At 65.7% G+C, this 22,055-nt stretch carries 19 protein-coding genes and 1 riboswitch; of the genes, 4 read left to right on the top strand and 15 right to left on the bottom strand.

Annotated elements, in window-relative coordinates; genetic code table 11:
• Window positions 1-85 precede the first annotated feature (85 nt).
• The 12 genes from ASD87_RS23855 to ASD87_RS23800 form a co-directional block, all read right to left on the bottom strand.
• Window positions 86-853 carry a DUF6708 domain-containing protein gene (locus ASD87_RS23855; RefSeq protein ID WP_056327311.1) on the bottom strand — a complete coding sequence of 256 codons (768 nt, stop codon included), beginning with the start codon at window positions 851-853 and terminating at the stop codon, window positions 86-88.
• A 176-nt stretch (window positions 854-1,029) separates the two neighbouring features.
• Window positions 1,030-3,870, bottom strand: coding sequence for a toxin VasX (locus ASD87_RS23850; RefSeq protein WP_056327308.1), 2,841 nt, complete (start codon window positions 3,868-3,870; stop codon window positions 1,030-1,032).
• Between the two features lie 14 nt (window positions 3,871-3,884).
• A complete protein-coding gene (locus ASD87_RS23845; RefSeq protein ID WP_162256807.1) occupies window positions 3,885-4,802 on the bottom strand; it encodes a DUF4123 domain-containing protein in 918 nt (305 codons plus the stop codon).
• Between the two features lie 257 nt (window positions 4,803-5,059).
• Window positions 5,060-5,902, bottom strand: a complete 843-nt coding sequence (gene metF / locus ASD87_RS23840) for a methylenetetrahydrofolate reductase [NAD(P)H] (RefSeq protein ID WP_056327305.1) — start codon at window positions 5,900-5,902, stop codon at window positions 5,060-5,062.
• Window positions 5,903-6,030: 128 nt separating this feature from the next.
• Window positions 6,031-6,366, bottom strand: a complete 336-nt coding sequence (locus ASD87_RS23835) for a phage holin family protein (protein WP_056327402.1) — start codon at window positions 6,364-6,366, stop codon at window positions 6,031-6,033.
• 123 nt (window positions 6,367-6,489) lie between these two features.
• Window positions 6,490-7,908, bottom strand: coding sequence for an adenosylhomocysteinase (gene ahcY / locus ASD87_RS23830; RefSeq protein WP_056327303.1), 1,419 nt, complete (start codon window positions 7,906-7,908; stop codon window positions 6,490-6,492).
• Window positions 7,909-8,008: 100 nt separating this feature from the next.
• Window positions 8,009-8,156: riboswitch (S-adenosyl-L-homocysteine riboswitch) on the bottom strand.
• Between the two features lie 61 nt (window positions 8,157-8,217).
• Window positions 8,218-9,264 carry a glycosyltransferase family 1 protein gene (locus ASD87_RS23825; RefSeq protein ID WP_056327300.1) on the bottom strand — a complete coding sequence of 349 codons (1,047 nt, stop codon included), beginning with the start codon at window positions 9,262-9,264 and terminating at the stop codon, window positions 8,218-8,220.
• 120 nt (window positions 9,265-9,384) lie between these two features.
• A complete protein-coding gene (locus tag ASD87_RS23820) occupies window positions 9,385-9,621 on the bottom strand; it encodes a DUF1289 domain-containing protein (RefSeq protein WP_056327298.1) in 237 nt (78 codons plus the stop codon).
• Window positions 9,622-9,713: 92 nt separating this feature from the next.
• Window positions 9,714-10,601 carry an alpha/beta fold hydrolase gene (locus ASD87_RS23815; protein ID WP_056327296.1) on the bottom strand — a complete coding sequence of 296 codons (888 nt, stop codon included), beginning with the start codon at window positions 10,599-10,601 and terminating at the stop codon, window positions 9,714-9,716.
• A 37-nt stretch (window positions 10,602-10,638) separates the two neighbouring features.
• On the bottom strand, window positions 10,639-11,289 hold the full coding sequence (gene leuD / locus ASD87_RS23810; RefSeq protein ID WP_056327294.1) for a 3-isopropylmalate dehydratase small subunit: 651 nt from the start codon (window positions 11,287-11,289) through the stop codon (window positions 10,639-10,641).
• On the bottom strand, window positions 11,286-12,707 hold the full coding sequence (gene leuC / locus ASD87_RS23805) for a 3-isopropylmalate dehydratase large subunit (protein WP_056327292.1): 1,422 nt from the start codon (window positions 12,705-12,707) through the stop codon (window positions 11,286-11,288). The genes leuD and leuC overlap by 4 nt, the downstream gene beginning before the upstream one ends.
• A gap of 76 nt (window positions 12,708-12,783) precedes the next feature.
• Window positions 12,784-13,764 (bottom strand): tripartite tricarboxylate transporter substrate binding protein, encoded by a 981-nt coding sequence (locus ASD87_RS23800; RefSeq protein WP_056327290.1) that lies wholly within the window; start codon window positions 13,762-13,764, stop codon window positions 12,784-12,786.
• A gap of 127 nt (window positions 13,765-13,891) precedes the next feature.
• Between ASD87_RS23800 and ASD87_RS23795 the strand changes: the two genes are divergently transcribed.
• On the top strand, window positions 13,892-14,815 hold the full coding sequence (locus ASD87_RS23795; protein ID WP_056327288.1) for a LysR family transcriptional regulator: 924 nt from the start codon (window positions 13,892-13,894) through the stop codon (window positions 14,813-14,815).
• A 4-nt stretch (window positions 14,816-14,819) separates the two neighbouring features.
• Here the strand turns inward: ASD87_RS23795 and ASD87_RS23790 are convergent, their stop codons facing one another.
• From ASD87_RS23790 to ASD87_RS23780, 3 genes are read right to left on the bottom strand one after another with little or no spacing between them, the layout of a single operon-like run.
• Window positions 14,820-15,461: a flavin reductase family protein gene (locus ASD87_RS23790; RefSeq protein WP_056327286.1), complete on the bottom strand. Its 642-nt coding sequence runs from the start codon at window positions 15,459-15,461 to the stop codon at window positions 14,820-14,822.
• Window position 15,462: 1 nt separating this feature from the next.
• Window positions 15,463-16,221, bottom strand: a complete 759-nt coding sequence (locus tag ASD87_RS23785) for a GntR family transcriptional regulator (RefSeq protein ID WP_056327284.1) — start codon at window positions 16,219-16,221, stop codon at window positions 15,463-15,465.
• A gap of 49 nt (window positions 16,222-16,270) precedes the next feature.
• Window positions 16,271-17,227, bottom strand: coding sequence for a polysaccharide deacetylase family protein (locus ASD87_RS23780; protein WP_200952229.1), 957 nt, complete (start codon window positions 17,225-17,227; stop codon window positions 16,271-16,273).
• A 230-nt stretch (window positions 17,228-17,457) separates the two neighbouring features.
• On the opposite strand from ASD87_RS23780, the gene ASD87_RS23775 reads away from it, so the two are divergent.
• Genes ASD87_RS23775 through ASD87_RS23765 form a run of 3 tightly spaced genes read left to right on the top strand, consistent with a single transcriptional unit; the run spans window position 17,458 to window position 22,043 of the window.
• A complete protein-coding gene (locus tag ASD87_RS23775; protein WP_056327282.1) occupies window positions 17,458-18,648 on the top strand; it encodes an ABC transporter substrate-binding protein in 1,191 nt (396 codons plus the stop codon).
• A 27-nt stretch (window positions 18,649-18,675) separates the two neighbouring features.
• Window positions 18,676-19,554, top strand: a complete 879-nt coding sequence (locus ASD87_RS23770; RefSeq protein WP_056327280.1) for a branched-chain amino acid ABC transporter permease — start codon at window positions 18,676-18,678, stop codon at window positions 19,552-19,554.
• Window positions 19,554-22,043: a branched-chain amino acid ABC transporter ATP-binding protein/permease gene (locus tag ASD87_RS23765; RefSeq protein ID WP_056327278.1), complete on the top strand. Its 2,490-nt coding sequence runs from the start codon at window positions 19,554-19,556 to the stop codon at window positions 22,041-22,043. Before ASD87_RS23770 ends, ASD87_RS23765 begins: the two co-directional genes overlap by 1 nt.
• The last annotated feature ends 12 nt before the right edge of the window (window positions 22,044-22,055 follow it).

Here is a 22,055-nt window from a genome sequence, read left to right as displayed (position 1 = left end):
GGCGTTCGGACGGCTTCGCTCTAGGCGGTAGACCCGCGCTGGTTCACGATGACGCAGGCTTATGACGTCATCGCTTGAGCCTGCTCTAGGGGGGAATGCGGTCGCCGCTGATGCCAATGGCCCCTGGCTGGATATCGTCGAATCCGCACAGCTGGTCAATTTCCTTGGGAAACCGAGCGTAAGGCACGTTGTACTGAATGAAGGCCTCCACGCTGTCGGGGAAAACAATGATCAAGAGCCAGCCGATCCACAGCGGAATGGTGATCGGCGCTTTCAACACGCCGTAGGGCCGAACGAGTCTGCCGCGCAATCCGGCATACCAGTCTCGGTAAGGTTGAAGGGTCTCTTGTGTGCGGCTAAGTCGAGGGGGTAACGGCGCAGGCTGGGGCAAACCTTCGGGTCCATGAGCCATAAAGGCTTGGAGATAAGACCACAGCGACTTGGCTGATCGGTCTCCGTCCAACAGGCCGAGGTTGCCGCATGCCGCACAGATTTCAGTTGGCGGATCCATCGCATAGTCGACGCCGATCAGGTAAAGCGGGTGTCGGCTGGTATAGCCGCTCGCTGAGACGATAGGGATGTAGCCGGCCATCGCTTCAAGTTCGCCCCAGTCGAGAACGTGAAGGAGCTTCCGGCTTGGATAGACGAAATACAGTTTACGAGTGCCTCGATGGATGCGTACGAACGCGCCACGACTTCTGTGGGCGCCGCTGGCGAGATAAAAGATAAACGCCATGACGGTCAGAGCAGGCGACAGGGCAATCATCATCATGGTCCGTTCCAGGGTCATATTTTCGAGGCCAACCGCAAGGACGCCGACGATAAATGTTGCGATGGCGATGTTTATGGACATGCCGATTGATGCTGCGGCACCGCGTTGTGCATAGTTGGCATAGGTATCGAGCTCAATGCAGTTCGCGTTGACCCTTCGTACTCCATCCGGTTCCGGACTTGCAGACAGGGCGTCCCTTTCAGATAGAGGTGTGCCTCCAAAGCGAAAGCTCTTTGGGAGGCGCTTTATTGTGCCGGTCATCTCGGCGCACCTATGGGTTCGAGTTTTGCCGGATCGATTGAGTTACGAAACCAACCACTCGAAGTGAATACCATTGGCGCAGGCGCATCAGGTTGTCGCAGCATGAGATCAGGGTGTTCATCGGGGTCGGGGAAGTAGAGATATTGCAGTTCTACTTTTGTGTCCTTATGCATTTGAATCGCCCAGCCGCACTCATTGCCAGTGCTGCCTAATGAGGTAACGAGGCATTCTCGGCGGTAGTCGATCGCGCTCGACCCGCGGGCGAGGATGATTGGTCCATGCACGGGAGAAAGCTTTATGCCGCTTAAGGAGAAGACCAGTTTTGTCTGGAATCTTTCTGCCGGCATGTCGCATATTCCAGGGATTTGGCAACTGATCCGGAGGTTGCCCACTGAATGATCTGGCGCATTATTCCAGGCGGGTGTCAAACGCGGTCGGTAGTACAAACTGTGGATAACGTCGAGTTCTTCATGGTTGGAATAATGACGTTCGTGAACCCCCCACGCACTGTGTTTAAGCCAGATTTCGACCGGACCGTGTTTGGCCAGGTCGGCACCGAATGCAAACCCCACAATGAAAATAACTGCGACGCCCGCGACAATTGTCCAGCCCAACGGAGTGAGCCCGAGGGCGGCAACGGCTGCCCCGCCATTGCTGATAGTCGCGGCTGCTGCCATGCCGCCTCCCCACGTGGCTGCGGTCAGCACGCCACCTGCTAACGCTGAACCCATCAGCATTCCCCCCAGGACAGGGTTACTGTCTTTAAAAGCGCTGATCGATCTGATGGAGTCAGATGCGGACACAAGTCCGGATCCCAATGCTCCAAAAACTGCCATCCCATATTTTGCTGAAAGGATTTTCATTCCCCTTTCGGCAAGTTTGCTCGCACGTCCTGTGGTCGTGCTGGAAACCATAGATGTGCCAAGTTCTATGCTGGCAGCGACGACCGTACTCATGGCTCCGAAAAGACCCACATAGTTGGCAACCGGAGCGCTGTTGTCTTTCTGTTTCTTCCAGGCACTAGCCAAGCCTTTTAAAGCTAAGAGCCCACCCAGACCGGAAAACAAATGTCCTAGGGGCCCTCGCACACGGTTCAACATATTGATGAACGGATTGCCCGTCATCTGAATTGAACGTGGTGCCGGGAGTGCAGATCGATCGCCTCGGATCGGATCAGTTGTTCGGGAAGTCGCGTCATCAACCTGCACCCAGTCAAAGACTGACGCCCTTTTTGCGGAGTCTGCGGGATTGATCTTCGGGGGCGGCATCTTCCACTCACGAAATTTCTCTTCGCCTAGGGCTTGATACCCTTGAAATTCGTAAGCTGCACGCTGCAAATCCGCAATTCCGAAGTCATATCGCACAATGGTGATGCCGGCTCTGATCTCCATCACGTGCCGCAGACGAGGCACAAATGCCTCCGCCACTTTGGATTCCGGCACAGCCTGCAGCAGCCCAATGAGGGCGTTGGAAGCTGCCGTTAGCTTGTGCTCTTCCAGAAACCTGTCCAAGACGCTGAAAAGATTCTTGGCAAGCTCCCCGGAACTGGCCTTCAGACGAGCAAGAAGCAGTTCACTGCCATTGGCCAGCGCGAGCCAAAAGGGACTTTTCTCGACCGGAAGATTGATCAGGTCGTTCAGCACCTGTATTCCATCTTTCGCGTGCACCAGACCGCCAATGCACTGCAGAACGGCGTCCTCATAGTCATGGGCGTTGTGGATCACGCCGGGATCAAAGCAACGCAGTGTCTTGCCGAGTAGCCGCGAGGGATCGATAAGGCGAACCCACGCAACGGAATCCGCTACCGCTGCTGCGATAGTGCGGTCAAACGCTTCGATTTCCTTGGCGTAGACGCCGGGGAATGACATGGCGCCGCTGTAGTTCACCAAGTTTTGCTGCCGCGTGATCGTGTTGGCGACGTCTGGGTTTCTACCCGCCTCTTTCTTCATCGCCTCGAAGTAATTGCGGATGAGCGTTGCGCTCTGCAATTTGTGCGCATTGCGTCCGGCGTATTCCGTCTTGCGGGTCACGGAATGGGTAATCCGATAATGAAGCTCGCTGGCGATCCCGATCGGATCCTGTAACGCAACCACCAGGGGCGTGAGGTCCTTGCGGGGCAGCAACGCGAGGTACATGTTGGCTTGAATGTTGTGGTGATTTGGCGCCTTTTCCGAGAACTGGATTTCGCTCCATCCAAACGGCCGGGGCGCGCCATGTCCGGATGGCGAGACGAGTTCCGGTGCGGCCTCGCCCAGCAGCGTCGCGTCGAAGATGTGTTCTTGGTACGCATTGCCCGCAGGCCTGCATTGCGTGCTCAATGCATCGCGAAGGCCGCCGTCATTGGTCTCGATGGCCCACAACGTGCGGTGGGACAGCAGCGTGTCGCTCACCAGGATGTGTACGGTTTCGGCAGTCTTTGCGTCCGGCGCGAAGAGATACGTCTGAGCACCCACCGTATCGGGCCGGCTGAGCCTGCCCGGCGTGGCATCGTCGTCGTCCGCATCACTCCACCAGATACGGGCGAATCGGACGTCCTCGGTGACTTGGTAATGCTGCGTCCACATGCGCCCATTCTCGAAGTGGAAGAGGTAGACATAAGTGCCCGGACGCAATGTGCGCAATCCGTACGCTTTGCCGGCCGTGAGCGTGGGATAGCCCTCAACGTTCAGGCGGGGAAACACCTCCCTGTCCCACGCGTGATCGGCAATGCCATAGCGCAGCGGATACAGGGGCACACCGCGTTCGCAGGGCGGTGGGGAGATGGCTTTGCCGACGCGTTTTTCATTCGGGCGAATGGAGCCCAGTGCCTTTTTGTAGTTCACCGCCTTGTCGTCCACCTGATGAGGCTCCTTTACCGCGCCACAAGGGTCGAGAGCCGTGCTTCGGCATCCAACAACCGCTGTTTTCCCGGAATGTGCCGGCTGGTCAGCATTTCGCGAAGCGCGTTGTCTGTGGAGAAAAACGTTTGCGGGTAGCGAAAGCGCAGATCGACGTATCGGCGAACGTCGCGTTCCAAGGTGAGTGCGAGTTGATCGCCCGCCTCGTGCATGAAGAGGTCGATGCAACGCCACAGGACTGGTTCATTCTTTGGATCGTCGTAGGCCGGCGTTCGCTGGCGAACACTGCGCGCGCAGTCACGCATGAACCACGCGAGGCTGGCCTCGTCGAGTGAGATTTCATCGGCTTTCGTCAAGGCGATGGGCTCGTCCAGCGCGGTTGTGGCTTGCCCCGGGAAGGGAGAGTCCGCAACCAGCCATTCGCCCTGATGCGGGTCGCCCGCGTACCAGATGAAGCGTTGGATGGGGCCGAACAGCCTGGACAGGGCGTGCGCGTTCAAGCCTTCACAGAACTCTTCAAGCGCCCGCGCGCCGTTAAGGCTGAAGCTGATCGGAAGTCCGTCTGAACCCGTCAGTTGATGCAACTGTTGCAGATGGGCGACCAGGGTGTCGTGATCGTCAGAGGCGAGCAGGATGATCCCGGTTTGCTGACGGAACCAATGGTCAAGGGCGTGAGTGAACAAGGCCTCGTCCAGGGGCACGAACAAAGGACCATGGCGATAGCCTGGGTTGCGGTACTCCCGAGGCGTGTCGCGCCAGACCCACCGGTGCTCGAATGCCCTTGTGACTCGCAGAACGTCGCTTTCGAGTGTGTCGCTGCGGGCGCCGTCCAGAAAAAGCCAGGGGCGGATACCGTGTTCCAGCGAGGTCCAATCCGGACATGGCAATGTACTTACCACCCGACGCGTCCATCTGGACGCCTTGGCCGTCAAATCAGTCGCCGCTCCCGCCATGTGAGTTTCACTCGTTGATTGAACGAAAAGTCGTTCAATCTAAGGCGGGGCCGCGCCCTTGGACATATGAATACTTCGAAACTGCTGAGGAGCGGGTCTGAGTTACCAGAAAGAAAAATCCCCACGCCGCGTAACGCTTCGTGGGGATCGATCTGACCAGCTTATTGAGACCGGGGAAGACGCCGGCCTGTCACGACGGCAGCCAGCGGTATTTCCGCCGCCGCGCCGCCGACCGCTTACACCGTCAGTTCCTTCCAGATCGCCAGCGGCGCTTCGGAATGGTTCAGCGTGTAGAAATGCAGGCCGGGCGCGCCGTTGTCCAGCAGCGTCTGGCACAGCTCAGTCACGACGTCCACGCCGAAGGCGCGGATGGAGGCCTTGTCGTCGCCGAATTCGGCCAGGCGCAGGCGGATCCAGCGCGGGACTTCCGCGCCGCACATCTCGGAGAACCGCAGCAGCTGCGTGTGGTTCGTGATGGGCATGATGCCCGGCACGATCGGCACGTCCACGCCCTTGGCGCGGGCCCGGTCGACGAAGTCGAAATAGGCGTCGGCATTGAAGAAGTACTGCGTGATGGCGGCATCGGCGCCCGCCTTCACCTTGCTCACGAAGTGGGCCAGGTCGGCCGACGGATTGGTGGCCTGCGGGTGCATTTCGGGATAGGCGGCCACTTCGATATGGAACCAGTCGCCGGTTTCCTCGCGGATGAACGACACCAGTTCGTTGGCGTAGCGCAGCTCGCCTGCGTCGCCGCCCATGCCCGACGGCAGGTCGCCGCGCAGGGCCACCACGCGCCGCACGCCCTCGCTCTTGTAGGCCTGAAGGATGTCCCGCAGGTCCTGGCGCGAGGCGCCCACGCACGACAGGTGCGGCGCGGCGTCACAACCCAGGTTGCGCAGCGTGCGCACGGCGTCGGCGGTGCCGGCGCGCGTGGAGCCGCCCGCGCCGAACGTCACGCTGACGTACTTGGGCTGGATGGCCAGCATCTGCTTGGCCGCGCGCACCAACCGCTCCTGGCCGGCCAGGTCGCGGGGAGGAAAGAATTCCAGACTGAAAGCAGGAGAAATCGATTCGGACATATCAGTATTTTTATGGCTAAGCGCCGCATTCGGCCAGTGTGACAGCGCGGGGTGCCGCGGATCCGGGCTCCGCCGGTCCGCAGGCACGCCCCAGGGGGAAGCGCGCAGCGCTCGGGGGGATCTCTACCCTACGGGATCAGCTTGGTCAGGAGACCGGAAATGATGCTGTACAGGATCGCGCCACCCACGGCCCACCAGAACCCGTTGACCTGGAAGCCCTTGAGCACGGAGCCCACGAACCAGAACAGCAAGGCGTTGATGACGATGAGGAAAAGCCCGAGGGTAACGATCGTGATGGGCAGCGTCAGCAGCACCAGGACCGGCTTGACCAGCATGTTCACCAGGCCCAGCACCAGCGCGGCGATGAGCGCCGAACCGAAACTGGCCACCGTAATGCCGGGCAGCAGGTAGGCAACGGCCAGCAAGGCCACCGCGTTCAGGATCCAGACGAGTATCAGTGTCACCATGTTCGAACTCCTGTATTGACGCTCCGCGGACCCGTCGACGCCGGGCGAAGACGGGCGTGACCCGCAGATCGGAAAATCCGCGCCGACATGGCGCGGCATTTTCCTATTGTGCTACATCCATCAATAGCGGTAGTGATTGGGCTTGTAGGGGCCCTCGACCGGCACGCTGATGTAGTCGGCCTGATCCTGGCGCAGCGTCGTGAGCTTGACGCCCAGCTTCTTCAGGTGCAGGCGGGCGACCTTCTCGTCCAGGTGCTTGGGCAGCACGTAGACTTCGCCGGACTTGTAGGCTTCGTTGCGCGTGAACAGTTCGATCTGGGCGATCGTCTGGTTGGCGAACGAGGACGACATCACGAACGAGGGGTGGCCGGTGGCGCAGCCCAGGTTCACGAGACGGCCCTGCGCCAAGAGGATGATGCGCTTGCCGTCCGGGAAGATGACGTGGTCGACTTGCGGCTTGATTTCTTCCCACTGGCAGTCGGCCAGGGCAGCGACGTCGATTTCGTTGTCGAAGTGGCCGATGTTGCAGACGATGGCCTGGTCCTTCATGGCGTTCATGTGTTCGCGCGTGATCACATGGTAGTTGCCGGTAGCAGTGACAAAGATGTCGCCGTGGGCGGCAGCTTCTTCCATCGTCACGACCTTGAAGCCTTCCATGGCGGCCTGCAGGGCGCAGATCGGGTCGATTTCGGTGACCCACACTTGCGCGCGCAGCGCGACCAGCGCCTGGGCGCAGCCCTTGCCCACGTCGCCGTAACCGGCCACAACCGCGATCTTGCCGGCGACCATGACGTCGGTGGCGCGCTTGATGCCGTCAACCAGCGATTCGCGGCAGCCGTACAGGTTGTCGAACTTGGACTTGGTGACCGAGTCGTTGACGTTGATGGCGGCAAACGCCAGCTCGCCCTTCTGCGACATCTGGTACAGGCGATGCACGCCGGTGGTGGTTTCTTCGGTCACGCCCTTGATCAGCGCCAGGCGGGTCGAGTACCACTTCGGATCGCGCTTGAGCGTTTCCTTGATGGCGGCAAACAGGATGCGCTCTTCGTCGCTGCCCGGGTTGGCCAGGACGGAGAGGTCCTTTTCGGCCTTGGTGCCCAGGTGCAGCATCAACGTGGCGTCGCCGCCATCGTCCAGGATCATGTTGGCGTTCTGGCCGTTGGGCCATTCAAAGATCTTGTGCGTGTACTGCCAGTACTCTTCCAGCGTCTCGCCCTTGACGGCGAAGACCGGCGTGCCGGACGCGGCGATGGCGGCGGCGGCGTGGTCCTGCGTGGAGAAGATGTTGCACGAGGCCCAGCGCACTTCAGCGCCCAGCGCCACCAGCGTTTCGATCAGCACGCCGGTCTGGATGGTCATGTGCAGGCTGCCGGCGATGCGCGCGCCCTTGAGCGGCTGCGACGCGGCGAATTCCTCGCGGATGGCCATCAGGCCGGGCATTTCGGTTTCGGCGATGGCGAGTTCGCGGCGGCCCCAGCCGGCCAGCGACATGTCGGCGACGAGGTAGTCGGTAAAGGATTTATCAGTCACAGCGTTCATGGTGTGTAGGCTCCACGTAAATTACGAACGGCGCACGAGATGGCCGGACAACGCGAATACACCACGACAGTCGAGTGCTCGCCTTTCCCGCCATACGCGACAAAGGTGAGCGCCGTTGCTGTAGCGACGCGCAAGGCGCGGCGCTTGAACAGGGATTCCTGAGCCTGGCGAGCCGGGGTCCGCATGGGGTGGCCGCGCAAGGGGGCCACCTGGGGGACCGCAGGGTCGTCGCAACGCTCCTCAGGATTGCCGGGCATTGTACAAGGTTGGCGCCCCGAACGGCCAGCACATCCGGGCCGCGCGTCTGTATCAGGTTGTGGTGGCCCAGGCGTTGGCCGCCCCGCGCGAATCCCCCTGCGTCAGCGGCACCAGTGCATCCAGCAGGTCCGCGGCGACCGAATCCCAGCTGCGGGTCAGCGCGTGTGCCCGCACGGCGTCGCGGTCCAGCGGCAGCGCGGCCAGGCAGGCGCGCTTCAGGTCGTCGTCCAGCCGGCCCGTGACGCCCTCCTGCACCACGGCAATGGGCGCCTCGCTGCGGAAGGCGGCAACCGGCGTGCCGCAGGCCATCGCCTCCAGCATGACAAGCCCGAAGGTATCGGTCAGGCTGGGAAACACGAAGACGTCGGCCGCCGCGTAATACCCCGGCAGCGCGCCGTCCTGCTGCATGCCCAGGAAGACGGCGTCCGGAAAGCGCTTTTTCAGGCGCGCCTCGTCGGGCCCCGCGCCCACCACCACCTTGGTGCCCGGCAGATCCAGGGACAGGAAGGCATCCAGGTTCTTTTCCTTGGCGACGCGGCCCACGCTCAGCCAGACGGGCCGGGGCAGATCCCGGAACGCCTGGCTGGACGCGGGCTGGAACTTGCGCGGATCCACCCCGCGCGACCAGACCCGCAGATTCGCCAGACCGCGCCGCACCAGGATGTCGCGCACCGTGGGCGTGGGCACCAGCACGCACTGCGACGGCCGGTGAAACCAGCGCAGGTAGCGCCACGGCAGCGCGGCGGGGATGCCCATGCGCGCCTCTAGGTAGTCCGGAAACATGGTGTGAAAGGACGTGGTGAAGCGCCAGCCGCGCCGCAGCGCCATGCGGCGGGCCGCCAGCCCCAACGGGCCTTCCGTGGCGATGTGCAGCGCATCGGGAATGGTGTCGCCCAGCACGCGCCGCAATTGCCGGCCGGGCGTGAGGCATAGGCGCAGATCGGGTTCGGAAGGCGCGGGGATGGTTCGGCTGCCCTCGGGGCTCACCACGATCAGCTCGTGGCCCCATTCGCTGAGGATCTGCCGCATGGTCGTCCAGGTGCGGACGACGCCGTTGACTTGCGGATGCCAGGCATCCGTGACGAGAACGATGCGCATGATGGAGCCGGGAGTGGGCAATGGCGCTATTGAGCCTACGCCATGTGACAAGCCCAAGACGGGGACAGGGTCCCGGCCCTCAACGCCACGAAAGCGGTGTGGCGCCCCCGGCGCGGCGCGTCAGTTGTTGCGCCGCGGATACCCTTGCGAGCGGATGCGGATCCAGACTTCGCGCTTTTCGGCTTCCGACATGAACACCCAGTTGGCGACTTCCATGGCGGTGCGGCCGCAGCCGCGGCAGATGTCGTCAAACAGCGTGGAGCAGACGGCCACGCAGGGCGAATCCGAGGCTTTGAAGGCGCGTTGCGCGTCCTCGGCGTCGGGCAATTCGGAAAGATCGGCGAAGTAACGATTCATGGGGCGAAGGTTAACACCAGGGGTGCGTCCCTTTTTGGATATCCCTATCGCCCGCCAAGGCTTGGTTGACACGCGGACCCGCCCCGCCTGCCTCAGCGCCAACCGAAGAAATCGCCTGCCTCGGCCAGCACCGCGTCCGGCGATTCCTCCGCGAGGTAATGCGCGCCCGGCAGCGGCCCGCCCGTCACGTCGTCGGCCACCGCGCGCCACAGCGCCAGCACATCGAAGTTGCGGCCGACGGCCCCGCGCTCGCCCCACATCGCGCGCACCGGCATGCGCAGGCGCTCGCCGGCCGCTCGGCCCGCTTCGTCATGCGAAAGATCGATCGTGGCCGAGGCGCGGTAGTCCTCGCAGATGCCCGTGGCCCACCCGGGCTGACGCGCGGCGCGCTCGTATTCCGCCATGGCCTCGTTGGAAAAGTGCGCCAGCCCGCCCGGCCGGCCGCCCATCACGGACCGCAGGTAGAAGACCGGGTCGTGTTCGATCATCGTTTCTGGCACGGGGGCCGGCTGGATCAGCCAGAACCAATGGAAGTAGGCCTGCGCAAAGGCGCGCGTCGTGCCTTCGTACATATCCAGCGTGGGCGCGATGTCCAGCAGCATCATGCGGGCGACGGCCTCGGGATGATCCAGCGCCAGCCGGTGCGCGACCCGCGCGCCGCGATCATGGGCCAGGATCTCGAAGCGGTCATGACCCAGGCCGCGCATCAGCGCCACCATGTCCGCCGCCATGACCCGCTTGGAATGAGCGGCGTGATCGGCTCTGGCGGCGGGCTTGTCACTGTCGCCATAGCCGCGCAGGTCCGCGGCCACGCAGGTGCGATGACGCGTCAGCTCGGGCCAGACGCGGTGCCAGATGGCGTGGGTCTGCGGATGCCCGTGCAAGAGCAGCAGCGGCGGACCCGAGCCGTCGATGCGGGCGGCGATCTCCACACCGTTGGCGGCAAAGCGCCGCACCGGCAGGTCGAAAAAGGCGGTCATCTGCGTCATCTCCTATCGTCGTGGCGCGACTGCCGCGTCAGGCGGCGTCCAGCCGGTCGCGCACCTGGCGCGCCACGTCCTTCATCCACGGAAAGCGCGCCCAATGGCGGGCTTCGAAACGCGCGACCTCTGGCAACTGCTGCAGCGTCGCGCCCACCATGTCCTGCCCCTGCGCGAACATGCTGCGATGCCGCGCCGGCAGGTCAAAGCGGGCCTGCCAGCCATCGGCGGCGCGCACCTGGCCGGCCATCACGTCGATGCCGACGCGGTTGGATCCGGCCGCCGGGGTATTGGACACCTTCGAGAGCAGCGCGTCGACCTCGGCGGGCGGCAGCGTCACCAAGAGCAAGCCGTTATTGAGCGCGTTGAAATAGAAGATCTCGCCAAAGCTGGACGCGATCACCGCCCGGATGCCGAACTGCTGCAAGCCCCAGACGGCGTGTTCACGGCTGGAGCCGCAGCCAAAGTTGGGGCCCGCCACCAGAATGCTGGCGCCCGCATAGGCCGGCTGATTCAGCACGCAGTCCGGCCGCGGCGCGCCCTGCTCGTCAAAGCGCAGGTCGTACAGCAGGCCCTTGTCCAGCCCGGCCTTGTCGATGATGCGCAGAAACTGCTTGGGCATGATCTGGTCGGTGTCCAGATTGGAATACGGCAGCGGCGCGGCCACGCCTTCGATCATTGCAGTCATTTGGCGTCTCCCCATGCGCGCACGTCGACGATACGGCCGGCCAGCGCGGCGGCGGCGGCCATCGCGGGACTCATCAGGTGCGTGCGCCCTGCCCGCCCCTGGCGTCCCTCGAAATTCCGGTTGGTGGTGGATGCGCAGCGCTCGCCCGGGCGCAGCACGTCGTCGTTCATCGCCAGGCACATCGAACAGCCGGGCTGGCGCCATTCGAAGCCCGCCGCGATCAGGTCGGCCGCCAGCCCCTCGGCTTCGGCCTGGGCGCGCACGGCGCCGGACCCCGGCACCACCATCGCGCGCACCCCCGCGGCCACCTTCCTGCCGCGCGCCAGATCCGCGACGACGCGCAGGTCCTCGATTCGGCCATTGGTACAGGAGCCGATGAACACCCGATCGATCGGCACGCCGGCGATCGGCTCGCCGGCGCCAAGGCCGATATAGTCCATCGCCTTCTCCAGCGCCAGCCGGGCCAGCGTGTCCGGCTCGTCGCGCGGATCGGGCACCGCGCCGTCGACGGCAATCGCCTGGTCCGGGCTCGTGCCCCACGTCACGAAGGGCGCAATGCGGCTCGCGTCGAACACGTGTTCCACATCGAAGTGCGCGCCATCGTCCGAGCGCAGCGTGGCCCACCAGGCGCGCGCTTCGTCCAGCAACGCGCCGCGCAGCTGCGGCGCGTGCGCAGTGACGTAGGCGTCGGTGACGGCGTCCGGTGCGATGAGCGCGGCGCGCGCGCCCGCCTCGACCGTCATGTTGCACAGGGTCATGCGCGCTTCGGCGGACAGCGCGGCCACGGCCTCGCCGCAGAACTCCACGGCATGGCCGCGCGCGCCCTGCGCGCCGATGCGGTGCACGATGTAGATGACCAGATCCTTGGCCGACACATGCGCCGGCAGCGCGCCGTCGATGCGGATCCGCATGTTGCGCGCCACGCGGTACACCAGCGTCTGCGTCGCCAGGATGTGCTCGACTTCGCTCGTCCCGATGCCAAAGCCCAGGGCGCCCAGCGCGCCATACGTGGTGGTGTGGCTGTCTCCGCACAGCACCACCATGCCGGGCAGGATCATGCCGTGTTCGGGCGCGATGACGTGCTCGATGCCCTGCAGCGGATCGGTGGTGTCAAAGAGCGCGATGCGCTGTTCGTCGCAATTGCGCTTCAGGTTCAGCGCCTGGCGCGACGAGGCATCATCGGCGATCACGCGCAGCGCGGACGGCACGGGATGCGTGGGGATGATGTGATCCACCACCGCCATCTGCTGACCCGGCCGCAACACGCCCCGGCCGCGCGCGGCCAGGCCGCTGAAGGCTTGCGGGCTGGTGTACTCGTTCATGATGTGCAGGTCGACGTAGAGCAGCACGTGCTCGCCGTCGATCCGGGCCACCTCATGGCTGGCCACCAGTTTGTCGTATAGCGTCATGCCGGGCATGTCTGTGCTTCCTTGCTTGAAGAATGCGCCCGCGGCGCGCGCGGGCGGGTAATGCGCGTTAAACCTTGAAAAGCGCTCAATTCGCCTCGATCCCGGCTTCCTTGACGATGCCGGACCAGCGCGTCATCTCCGCGGCCACCATCGCATCGGTCTTGTCCGGCGACGTGATCAGGGGTTCGAAGCCCTCTTTCTGCATGCGCTGCGTCAGCGCGGCCGATTTCAGCGCCTGGCCAAGCTTGGCGTTCAGCGTGTCGATGACCGGCTGCGGCGTCCCCGCTGGCGCGCTGATGACGAACCAGGTGTTGAATTCGTAGCCGGGCAGGCCGGACTCGGCGATGGTCGGCACGTCGGGCAGCAGCGGCGAGCGTGCCGTGCCCGTCACCCCGAGCGCGCGCAGCTTCTTGCCATCGACCTGCGGCTTGGCCGCGGACAGCACCGGAAAGCTCATCTGCACCTGTCCGCTGATCGTGTCCAGCATGGCGGGACCGCCGCCCTTGTACGGCACGTGCATGATCTGCGTCTTGGAAACGGACTTGAACAACTCGGCCGCCATGTGGAACGTGCTGCCGGTGCCGGCCGAACCAAAGCTCAGGTCGTTGGCGGGACGGGCGCGCACATAGGCCAGCAGTTCGCTCACCGACTGCACGGGCAACGCATTGGTGACCGTCAGCACATGCTGCGACGTGCCCACCGTGCCCACGGAACGCAGGTCCTTCGCGGTATCGAACGGCATGGTCTTGAAGAGCGCCGGATTGATGGCCAGCGACATGGTGTTGATGCCCAGCGTGTAGCCGTTGGGCTCGGCGCGCGCCACGGCCGTCATGCCGATGTTGCCGGACGCGCCGGCGCGGTTCTCCACGATCACGCTCTGCCCCAGTTCCTTGGCCCACGCGTCGGAGATCAGGCGGGCCGCGATGTCCACGCTGCCGCCCGGCGCGAACGGCACGATCAGCGTCACCGCACGCTCGGGAAAGGCGTTGCTGGCGGCGGCGGAATGGGCCCAACAGGATGCGGCAAGGGCGGCGCACAATGCGCCGGCCAATCTGGCTGTCTTCATTTTTCGGGTCTCCTCGGTTGGCCGCGTGGGTGCGGCTCTGTATCGGTGAACCCAGTGTATAGACCTAGTCGGTTCTTATAATTCTGAGAAAAAATAAAGCTTTGTTAAATCAGATTTATAAATAGCCATGGATGCGCTCTCCGATCTCGCCTTTTTCTCGCTCGTGGTCAAGCACGGCAACCTGTCCGCCACCGCCCGCGAACTGGGGCTGACCCCGCCCGCGGTCAGCACGCGCCTGGCCAAGCTGGAGCAGCGCCTGGGGGTGCGCCTCTTGAACCGCACCACCCGCCGGGTCAGCGTGACGCAGGAAGGCGAGCTGTATCTTGCCGAGGGCTCCCGCATCCTGGCGGACCTGCAGGCGCTGGAGCGTTCGGTGTCCAGTGCGCGCGCCCAGCCCCAGGGGCTGCTGCGGCTGAACGCCACGTTCGGCTTCGGACGGGCCCACATCGTGCCGGCCGTCTCGGACTTTTGCCGGCAGTACCCCGATGTGGAAGTGCAGATGCGGCTGACCGACAGGCCGCTGAACCTGATCGAGGAAGGCTTTGACGTGGCGGTGCGGTTCGGCGACCTGCCCGATGCGCGGCTGACGGCACGCCGGATCGCGTCAAACCGGCGCCTGCTGTGCGCATCGCCCCGCTACCTGGAGACGCATGGCGAGCCGCGCACGCCCGGCGACCTGCAGCGCCACCGCTGCATCGTCGTGCGCGAGAACGACGTGGCCTACGGCACCTGGCGGCTGGAATCGGGCGCCCGCGCGGAAACCGTGAAGGTGCGCGGGCCGGTCAGTTCGAACGACGGCCAGAGCGCATTGGAATGGGCGCTGGACGGCCACGGCATCGTCATGCGCTCCGAATGGGAAACCGCGGCGCACCTGCGCGAAGGCCGGTTGCGCGAGGTTCTGACGGACTGGCGCACCCCGCCCGCCGACATCCACGCCCTCTATCCGGAACGACTGAACCTGCCGGCCAAGACGCTGGCCTTCGTCGACTTCCTGTCGCGGCGCTTTGCGCGACGCGTGCGCGCGCCGGGCTCGGACGCCGCGGTGTGGTGAGCGCTCAGATCTCGTCGATGGGCGTGCGGGCGGCAGCGCCCGCGGGCGCGCTGTCCGCGTCGATGGCGTAGCGGTCGCGCGTGCGCACATAGAAGCTGGCGCCAAACCGCCCCACCGGAAAGTAGTCCTGCAGCCGCACGCGCCACGTTTCCGTGTCGATCAGCCCGTCGCGCGCATGCAGCCAGCGGACCTGGCCGATGAAGATCTGGCGGCTGGCCGTCTCCAGGGTTTCAAAGAGCGTGCATTCGAACGCAACAGGCGCCTCTACGATGCGCGGCGGCGCCACGCGGTGGCTGGGCGCGGCGTCCAGGCCCGCATGCGCCAGTTCGCTGACATCGGACGGCAGGCGGTCGCCGCAGCGGTGCATCTTTTCCGCCATGGCCTCGTCGGTCAGGTGGACCACGAATTCCTTGTCCCGCGCGATGTTGACCGCCGTGTCCTTCAGGCCGCCGTCTTCCAGGCGGTTGATGCTGACCATCACGATGGGCGGGTCCTCGCCCAGCATGTTGAACATGCTGAACGGCGCGGCGTTGACCACGCCTGTCTCGGACAGCGTGGTGATCAGCGCGATCGGCCGGGGCACGATCAGGCTGGCCATCAGCTTGTAGCGCTGGTATTCGGTGATAGCGTCGAAGTCGATTTCCATATCAGGCCAGTCCCAGCATCTGGGCAAGGGTTTGCGCGGGCTGCGGGCGCTCCAGGCTGATGCGCCGCTCCAGGTCCGCAAGGTGGTTGTCGTTGATCCGCACGGCTTCGGCCACGTCGCCGCGTTCCAGCATGTCCACGATCAGCACGTGTTCGCCGTGTTCGCACGCGGCATTGCCCGGCGGCTCGTACAGCGCCACGATGAGCGAACAGCGCGACACCAGCTCGGCCAGGTAGCCGTGCAGGATGGTGTTGCCGGACAGTTCGCCCAGGCGGACGTGAAAGGCGCTGGCCTGCCGCGCCCAGGCCGGTTGCCCGGCGCGATGCAGCAGCGCATGCTCGTCGCGCAGCTGCCGGCGCAGCGAGGCGTAGTCGGCGCGCGTGGCGCGGGCCGCGGCCAGCGGCAGCAGCGCGGCTTCCAGCGCGCGGCGCGCCTGGAAGATCTGGCGGGTGTCTTCAGGGGTGGGTTCGGCCACCACCGCGCCGCGGTTGTGATGCAGGTCCACCACATGCTCGTGCGCCAGCCGCTGCAACGCCTTGCGGGCCACCGACCGCGATACGCCGAACAGTTCGCAGATCGCGGCTTCGGGCAGCTTGGTGCCGGGCGTGAGCCGCTGGCTCATCACGCTTTCGTAGACCGCTTCGCAGATGCGGCGCTCCATGTCGGCGTCGGGCAGGACGTCATCGTCCGCGGCGGGCTTGGCGGACTTGGACCGCGCGGTGGCGGAACTGTTGGGTTTGGCGGCGCTTTTGGTGGACATGCGGGACTCGGGTCAACAAGGGAAACACATCAAGGTGGCGGGACAGCGCCTAGTCGATCACGCCCGGCGGCAGGCTGTCCACGTGCCGGCAGATCTCGCCCGGCGTGGTGAACCAGATCTCGCCCCGGTCGCGGGCGGCGGCCAGCGGCGCCAGCGCGCGCCGCAAATGACGCAGCCGGTACGGCTGGCCGACGATGTACGGATGCAGCGCGATGCCCATGACCAGCGGCTGGCGGACCGCCTGCGCGCGCATTTCCTCGAACTGGTCAAGGATCATATCGGCAAAATCGCGCGCGTCCATCTTGCGGCCCATGATCATCGGAATGTCGTTGAGCTCCTGCGGATACGGAATCGCCCACAGGTCGCCCGCGCGGGTGCGCATGCGCATCGGCTGGTCGTCATGGCACCAGTTCAGCGTGTACCGGTAGCCCGCCTCGGCCAGCAGGTCGGGCGTCGAGTGGCTCTCGGAGATCCAGGGCGACAGCCAGCCGGCCGGCTCGCTGCCCGCATGCCGCAGGATGCGGTCGCGGCAATGCGCAAGCAGCGCGCGTTCCTCGGCTTCGGGCAGCCCGCCCTGCCGGTGCGCGTTGCTGTACCCGTGGCCGATCAGCTCATCGCCGCGCGCAAGAAAGGCATCCACCAGTTCCGGGCAGTGCTCGTACAGCGCGGTATTGATCAGCACGCCGGCTGGCAGGCGCAGTTCGTCGAACAGTTCCAGACAGCGCCAGGCCCCCACGCGGTTGCCGTATTCGCGCCAGGCGTAGTTCAGGACGTCCGGATGCGGAGACGGCGGGCCCAGCTCGGCGCCCAGCCCCTCTCCGAAGGCGAAATGCTCGATGTTGAACCCCAGGTACACAGCCAGGCGCGCGCCGTTGGGCCACGAATAATCGGCGCGGCCGGCGATGCCGCGATACGGAAAGCGGCCGTGGCAGGCCAGCGGTTGCGGCGTCCATGGGGACTGATCGTCGCGCCCCGGTTTAGTGCTTTGAAGCGAGGATGGATTCATTTTGGTGCAAATCCTGAAGCATGATTGTGAACAAAATTGCTGCGGTTTTGGCGACAAAATCCTGGCATCGGTGTGCACAAACCCCGTCTGCGCCGCCCGCGCCCTGCGGCGGCGGGGCGAAGTCGGCATACGGCAGGCGGCGCGGAACAGGTGGCATGGATCTTGCATGAGGGAACGAAGCAGCACTTAACCCCATGCAAGATTCATTCCACTTTTTCAGGAGTGTCCCGATGACCCCGACCCGTCGTTCCTTCATGCGCCGCGCGACCGCCGCCGCCCTTTTCGCCGCGGGCCTGGCCACGCAGCCGGCGCTGGCCGCGGACCCGATCAAGATCGGCCTGATCACCGCGCTGTCCGGGGAGTCGGCGCGCGCGGGCGAAGCGCTTACGCGCGGCATGACGGTCGCCATCGACGAGATCAACGCACGCGGCGGCCTTCTGGGCGGCCGCCAGGTCGTGCTGGTGCGCCGCGACGACGAAGGCAATCCCGCCAAGGGCATGGCCGCCGCGCGCGAGCTGATCTACAAGGAAAAGGTTGCCGTGCTGTTTGGCGGCCTGGACACGCCGGTCTCCATGGCCATCGTGCCCATCGTGAACCAGGAAAAAGTGCCGTTCATGGGCCCGTGGGCCGCCGGCACGGCCATCACGCAGAACAAGGGCACCCCCAACTTCGTGTTCCGCGTGTCCGCGATGGACGAGATCGTCGACAGCGCGATGGTGCAGTACGCGCAAAAGACGTTCCAGAGCGCCAAGCCCGGCATGATCCTGGTGAACAACCCCTGGGGCGAGTCCAACGAAAAAGGCCTGAATGCCGCGCTGGCCGCGGCCAAGGTCACGCCCGCCGGCGTCGAGAAATTCCAGCCCAATGACCTGGACATCGTGCCGCAACTGAGCCGTCTGAAGGCCGCCGGCGCCGACACGCTGTTCCTCGTGGGCAACGTGGGCCCGTCGGCGCAGGTGGTGAAGTCGCTGGACCGCATGGGCTGGAAGGTGCCGGTCGTTTCGCACTGGGGCCCTGCCGGCGGACGCTTCACCGAACTGGCCGGTCCCAACGCCAAGAACGTGCACTTCGTGCAGACCTACAGCTTCTTCGGCAAGCAGGGACCGGTGGGCGAGAAGGTGATGCAGGCGCTCAAGGCCAAGTATTCCGACATCAAGGGACCGCAGGACATCACGCCCGCCGTGGGCGTGGCCAACGCCTACGACGGCATGCAGCTGGCCGCGCTGGCCATCGCGCAGGCCGGTTCCACCGACGGCGACGCGGTGCGCCAGGGCTTCTACAAGATCGGCAAGTACGAAGGCCTGATCAAGACGTACGAGCAGCCCTTCACGCCGGCCACGCACGACGCGCTGCGCCAGGACGACTACGTCTGGACGCACTTCATCGACAACCGCATCCTGCCCGTCAAGGGCACGCAGTAACGCGGCCGGACCACGCGGGAGACGCGCATGTTGTTGATGTCCGCCATCGTCAGCGGCCTGGGCCTTGGAAGCATGTACGGCCTGATGGCCCTGGGCTTTTACCTGACCTACGCCGTGTCCGGCACGGTGAATTTTGCCCAGGGCAGCTCCATGATGCTGGGCGCCGTGCTGACCTACACGTTCGCCCAGACGCTGGGCTGGCCGCTGGCCATCGCGCTGGTGTTCGCCCTGGCACTGTGCGCGCTCTACGGCCTGGTCGTGGAACGGCTGGCGGTCAGGCCGTTTGCCAGCCGCGGTTCGAACGCGTGGCTCATGTCCACCGTGGCGCTGGGCATCGTGCTGGACAACGTGGTCATGTTCACGTTCGGCAAGGAGCCGCGCAGCCTGCCGTCGCCGCTGGCGCAAGCGCCGCTTGAAATCGGCGGACTGGGGCTGGGCATCTACCCGCTGCAACTGCTGATTCCGGTGGTCGGACTGGCGCTGGCGGCGGCGCTGCACACCTTGTCGCGCCGCACCCGCTGGGGCGTGGCGCTGCTTGCCGTGGTGCAGAACCCGAACGCCGCGCGGCTCATGGGCATCCCCGTGCGTCACGCCATCATGGCCGCCTTCGCGGTATCCACGCTGTTCGCGGGCGTGGCCGGCGCGCTGGTCGCCCCGCTCTTTAACGTGACGGCGGACATGGGCACCCTGTTCGGGCTGAAGGCCTACGTGGTCGCCATCCTGGGCGGCATCACCAGCGCGTGGGGCGTGATGATCGCGGGCCTCCTGTTTGGCGTGGTCGAAGCGCTGATCACCGTGGCGCTGGGGTCGGGGTACACGCAGATCATCAGCTTCACGCTGGTGATCGTCATGCTGGCCGTGCTGCCCAATGGCCTGTTCGGGCGCGCCGATGTGAGGAAGGTCTGATGAACACGCAATCCGCAATGCGCTGGCTGCCGCCGGCGCTGTACGCCCTGCTGGGCGCGGTGGCCCTGATGCTGGCGGCCACCGTCAACGGCTACTACGTCTTCGTGCTGGGCAACGTGGCGCTGCTGGCGCTGGCCGGCATCGGGCTGAACGTGCTTCTGGGTCTGACCGGCCAGATGTCGTTCGGCCACGCGGGCTTTTACGCGATCGGCGCCTACACGGTCGCCATCCTGACCGGCCAGGCCGGGTGGAGCTTCTGGCTGGCGTGGCCGGCCGCCGCGCTGGTGTGCGCCGCGTTCGGCCTGCTGCTCGCGGTACCGGCGCTACGCGTGAAAGGCCCTTATCTGGCGATGATCACGATTGCCTTCGGCTTCATCGTGGAGCACGCGCTGATCGAGGGCGGCGCCCTCACCGGCGGCCAGAACGGCCTGATGGGCATCGTGCAGCCCGCCATCGGCAGCCTGGGCGGCGACCGCGGCGTGGCCATGCTGGCCATCGTGGCGGTGTTTGCCGCGCTGATCGGCTATGCGCTGCTGTCGCGCGGCACATGGGGCGCGGCCATGCGCGCGGTCAAGGACAGCGAGACGGCCAGCGAATCGATCGGCATCAATCCGCTGGCGGTCAAGGCGGTGGCCTTCATGGTATCGGCCGCCGTGGTCGGGCTGGCGGGCGGCCTGTATGCGCCGCTGACCGGCATGATCACGCCGCACAACTTCAATTTCATGCAGTCCATCCTGTTCGTGCTGGCGGTGACGATCGGCGGCGCGGGCTCGCTGGCCGGACCGCTGCTCGGCGCGGTGGTGGTGGGCCTGCTGCCGGAAATGCTGTCCAGCCTGGAGGAATACCGCCTGCTGTTCTTTGGCGCCTTCCTGCTGGTGGTGCTGTGGGCCGCACCCGAAGGCGCCGCCGGACTGCTGGCGCGCTGGCGCCGGCGCGCGCAGACGCAGGGTCTGGCGCCCCGCCACGGCGCCATGCCCACGTCCGTGCGGGCCCGCCGCACACTGCATGCCGACGCGCTCACCATGACCTTCGGCGGCGTGCGCGCCGTGCAGGCGGTGTCGTTCACCGTGCCGCCCGGCGCCGTGACCGCGCTGATCGGCCCCAACGGCGCGGGCAAGTCCACCGTCATCAACATGTTGAGCGGCTACTACCAGCCGACCAGCGGCAACGTGAAGCTGGGCGAGGCGCCGCTGGCCGCGCTGGCGGCCCACCGCGTAGCGCGCAGCGGCATCGCCCGCACCTACCAGACCTCGCAGCTCTTCGACACATTGAGCGTCGAGGACAACGTCGCGCTGGGTATGTTGCGCGGCCGCCTGGGCGGGCTGCTGGCCTCGCACCGGTACCTGGCGGCCGACGTGCGCGAACGCGCGCGCGCCCTGCTCGCGTTCTGCGGCTACGAAGGCGCGCTGGACATCGCCGCGGCCGACCTGCCGCACGTGGACCGGCGGCTGGTGGAAATTGCGCGGGCGCTGGCCACCGACGCCGACGTGCTGCTGATGGACGAACCCGCGGCGGGCCTCTCGCGCGAGGACAAGACGCGGCTGGCCGGACTGCTGCGGCGCATCGCCGACGCTGGCGCGGGCGTGCTGCTGGTCGAGCACGACATGACGCTGGTGATGGGCGTGTCCGATCACATCGTGGCCATTGACGCCGGGCGCGAACTGGCGCAGGGCAGCGTCGCCGAGATCCAGCAATCCCCCGAAGTGCGGCAAGCCTACCTGGGCGACGAGGCCGCGCGCCGTGCGCCGGCCGCGCGGCACAGGCCGGCCGGCGAGGCGCTGCCGCCCGAGGTGCTGGGCGTGGGCAACCTGACAACCGGCTACGGCGCCAACCCCGTGCTGCACGGCATCGATCTGCAGGTCAGGCAGGGCGAGATGGTGGCGCTGTTGGGCGCGAACGGCGCGGGCAAATCCACGCTGATGCGCACGCTGGCCGGGCTGCACCGGCCCGCGCAGGGCGGCATGCACCTGCAGGGCCAGGAGCTGCACGGCCTGGCCGCCGACCGCATCGTCGCGCGCGGCCTGGTGCTGGTGCCTGAAGGCCGCCAGGTATTTCCGGGGCTGAGCGTGCTGGACAACATCCGCCTGGGCGCCTTCCTGCATCCGAAGGACCGCGAGGCGCGCGTCGAGGAAATGCTGACGCGCTTTCCGCGCCTGCGCGAACGGCTGCACCAGCGCGCGGGACTGCTTTCCGGCGGCGAACAGCAGATGCTGGCGATTGCGCGCGGCCTGATGGCCAAGCCCGTGATCCTGCTGCTGGACGAGCCGTCGCTGGGCTTGGCGCCCAAGATCATCGACGAGCTGTTCGAGGCGCTGGACCGGCTGCGCAAGGAATCGATGACGATCCTGCTGGTGGATCAGATGGCCGCGCTGGCGCTGTCGCTGGCCGACCGCGCGTACGTGCTGGAATCTGGCCGGGTTGCAGCGCACGGCGCTGCGGCCGACATCGCGCAGGACGGCGCGCTGGCCCGCGCGTACCTCGGCGCCTGACCGGCGGGGCGG

The sequence above is a fragment of the Achromobacter sp. Root170 genome, assembly GCF_001428165.1.
Taxonomy (GTDB): domain Bacteria; phylum Pseudomonadota; class Gammaproteobacteria; order Burkholderiales; family Burkholderiaceae_B; genus Achromobacter; species Achromobacter mucicolens.
The sequence above is the reverse complement of the archived record's forward strand: the minus strand, read 5'-3'. Positions and strand labels throughout refer to the sequence as shown.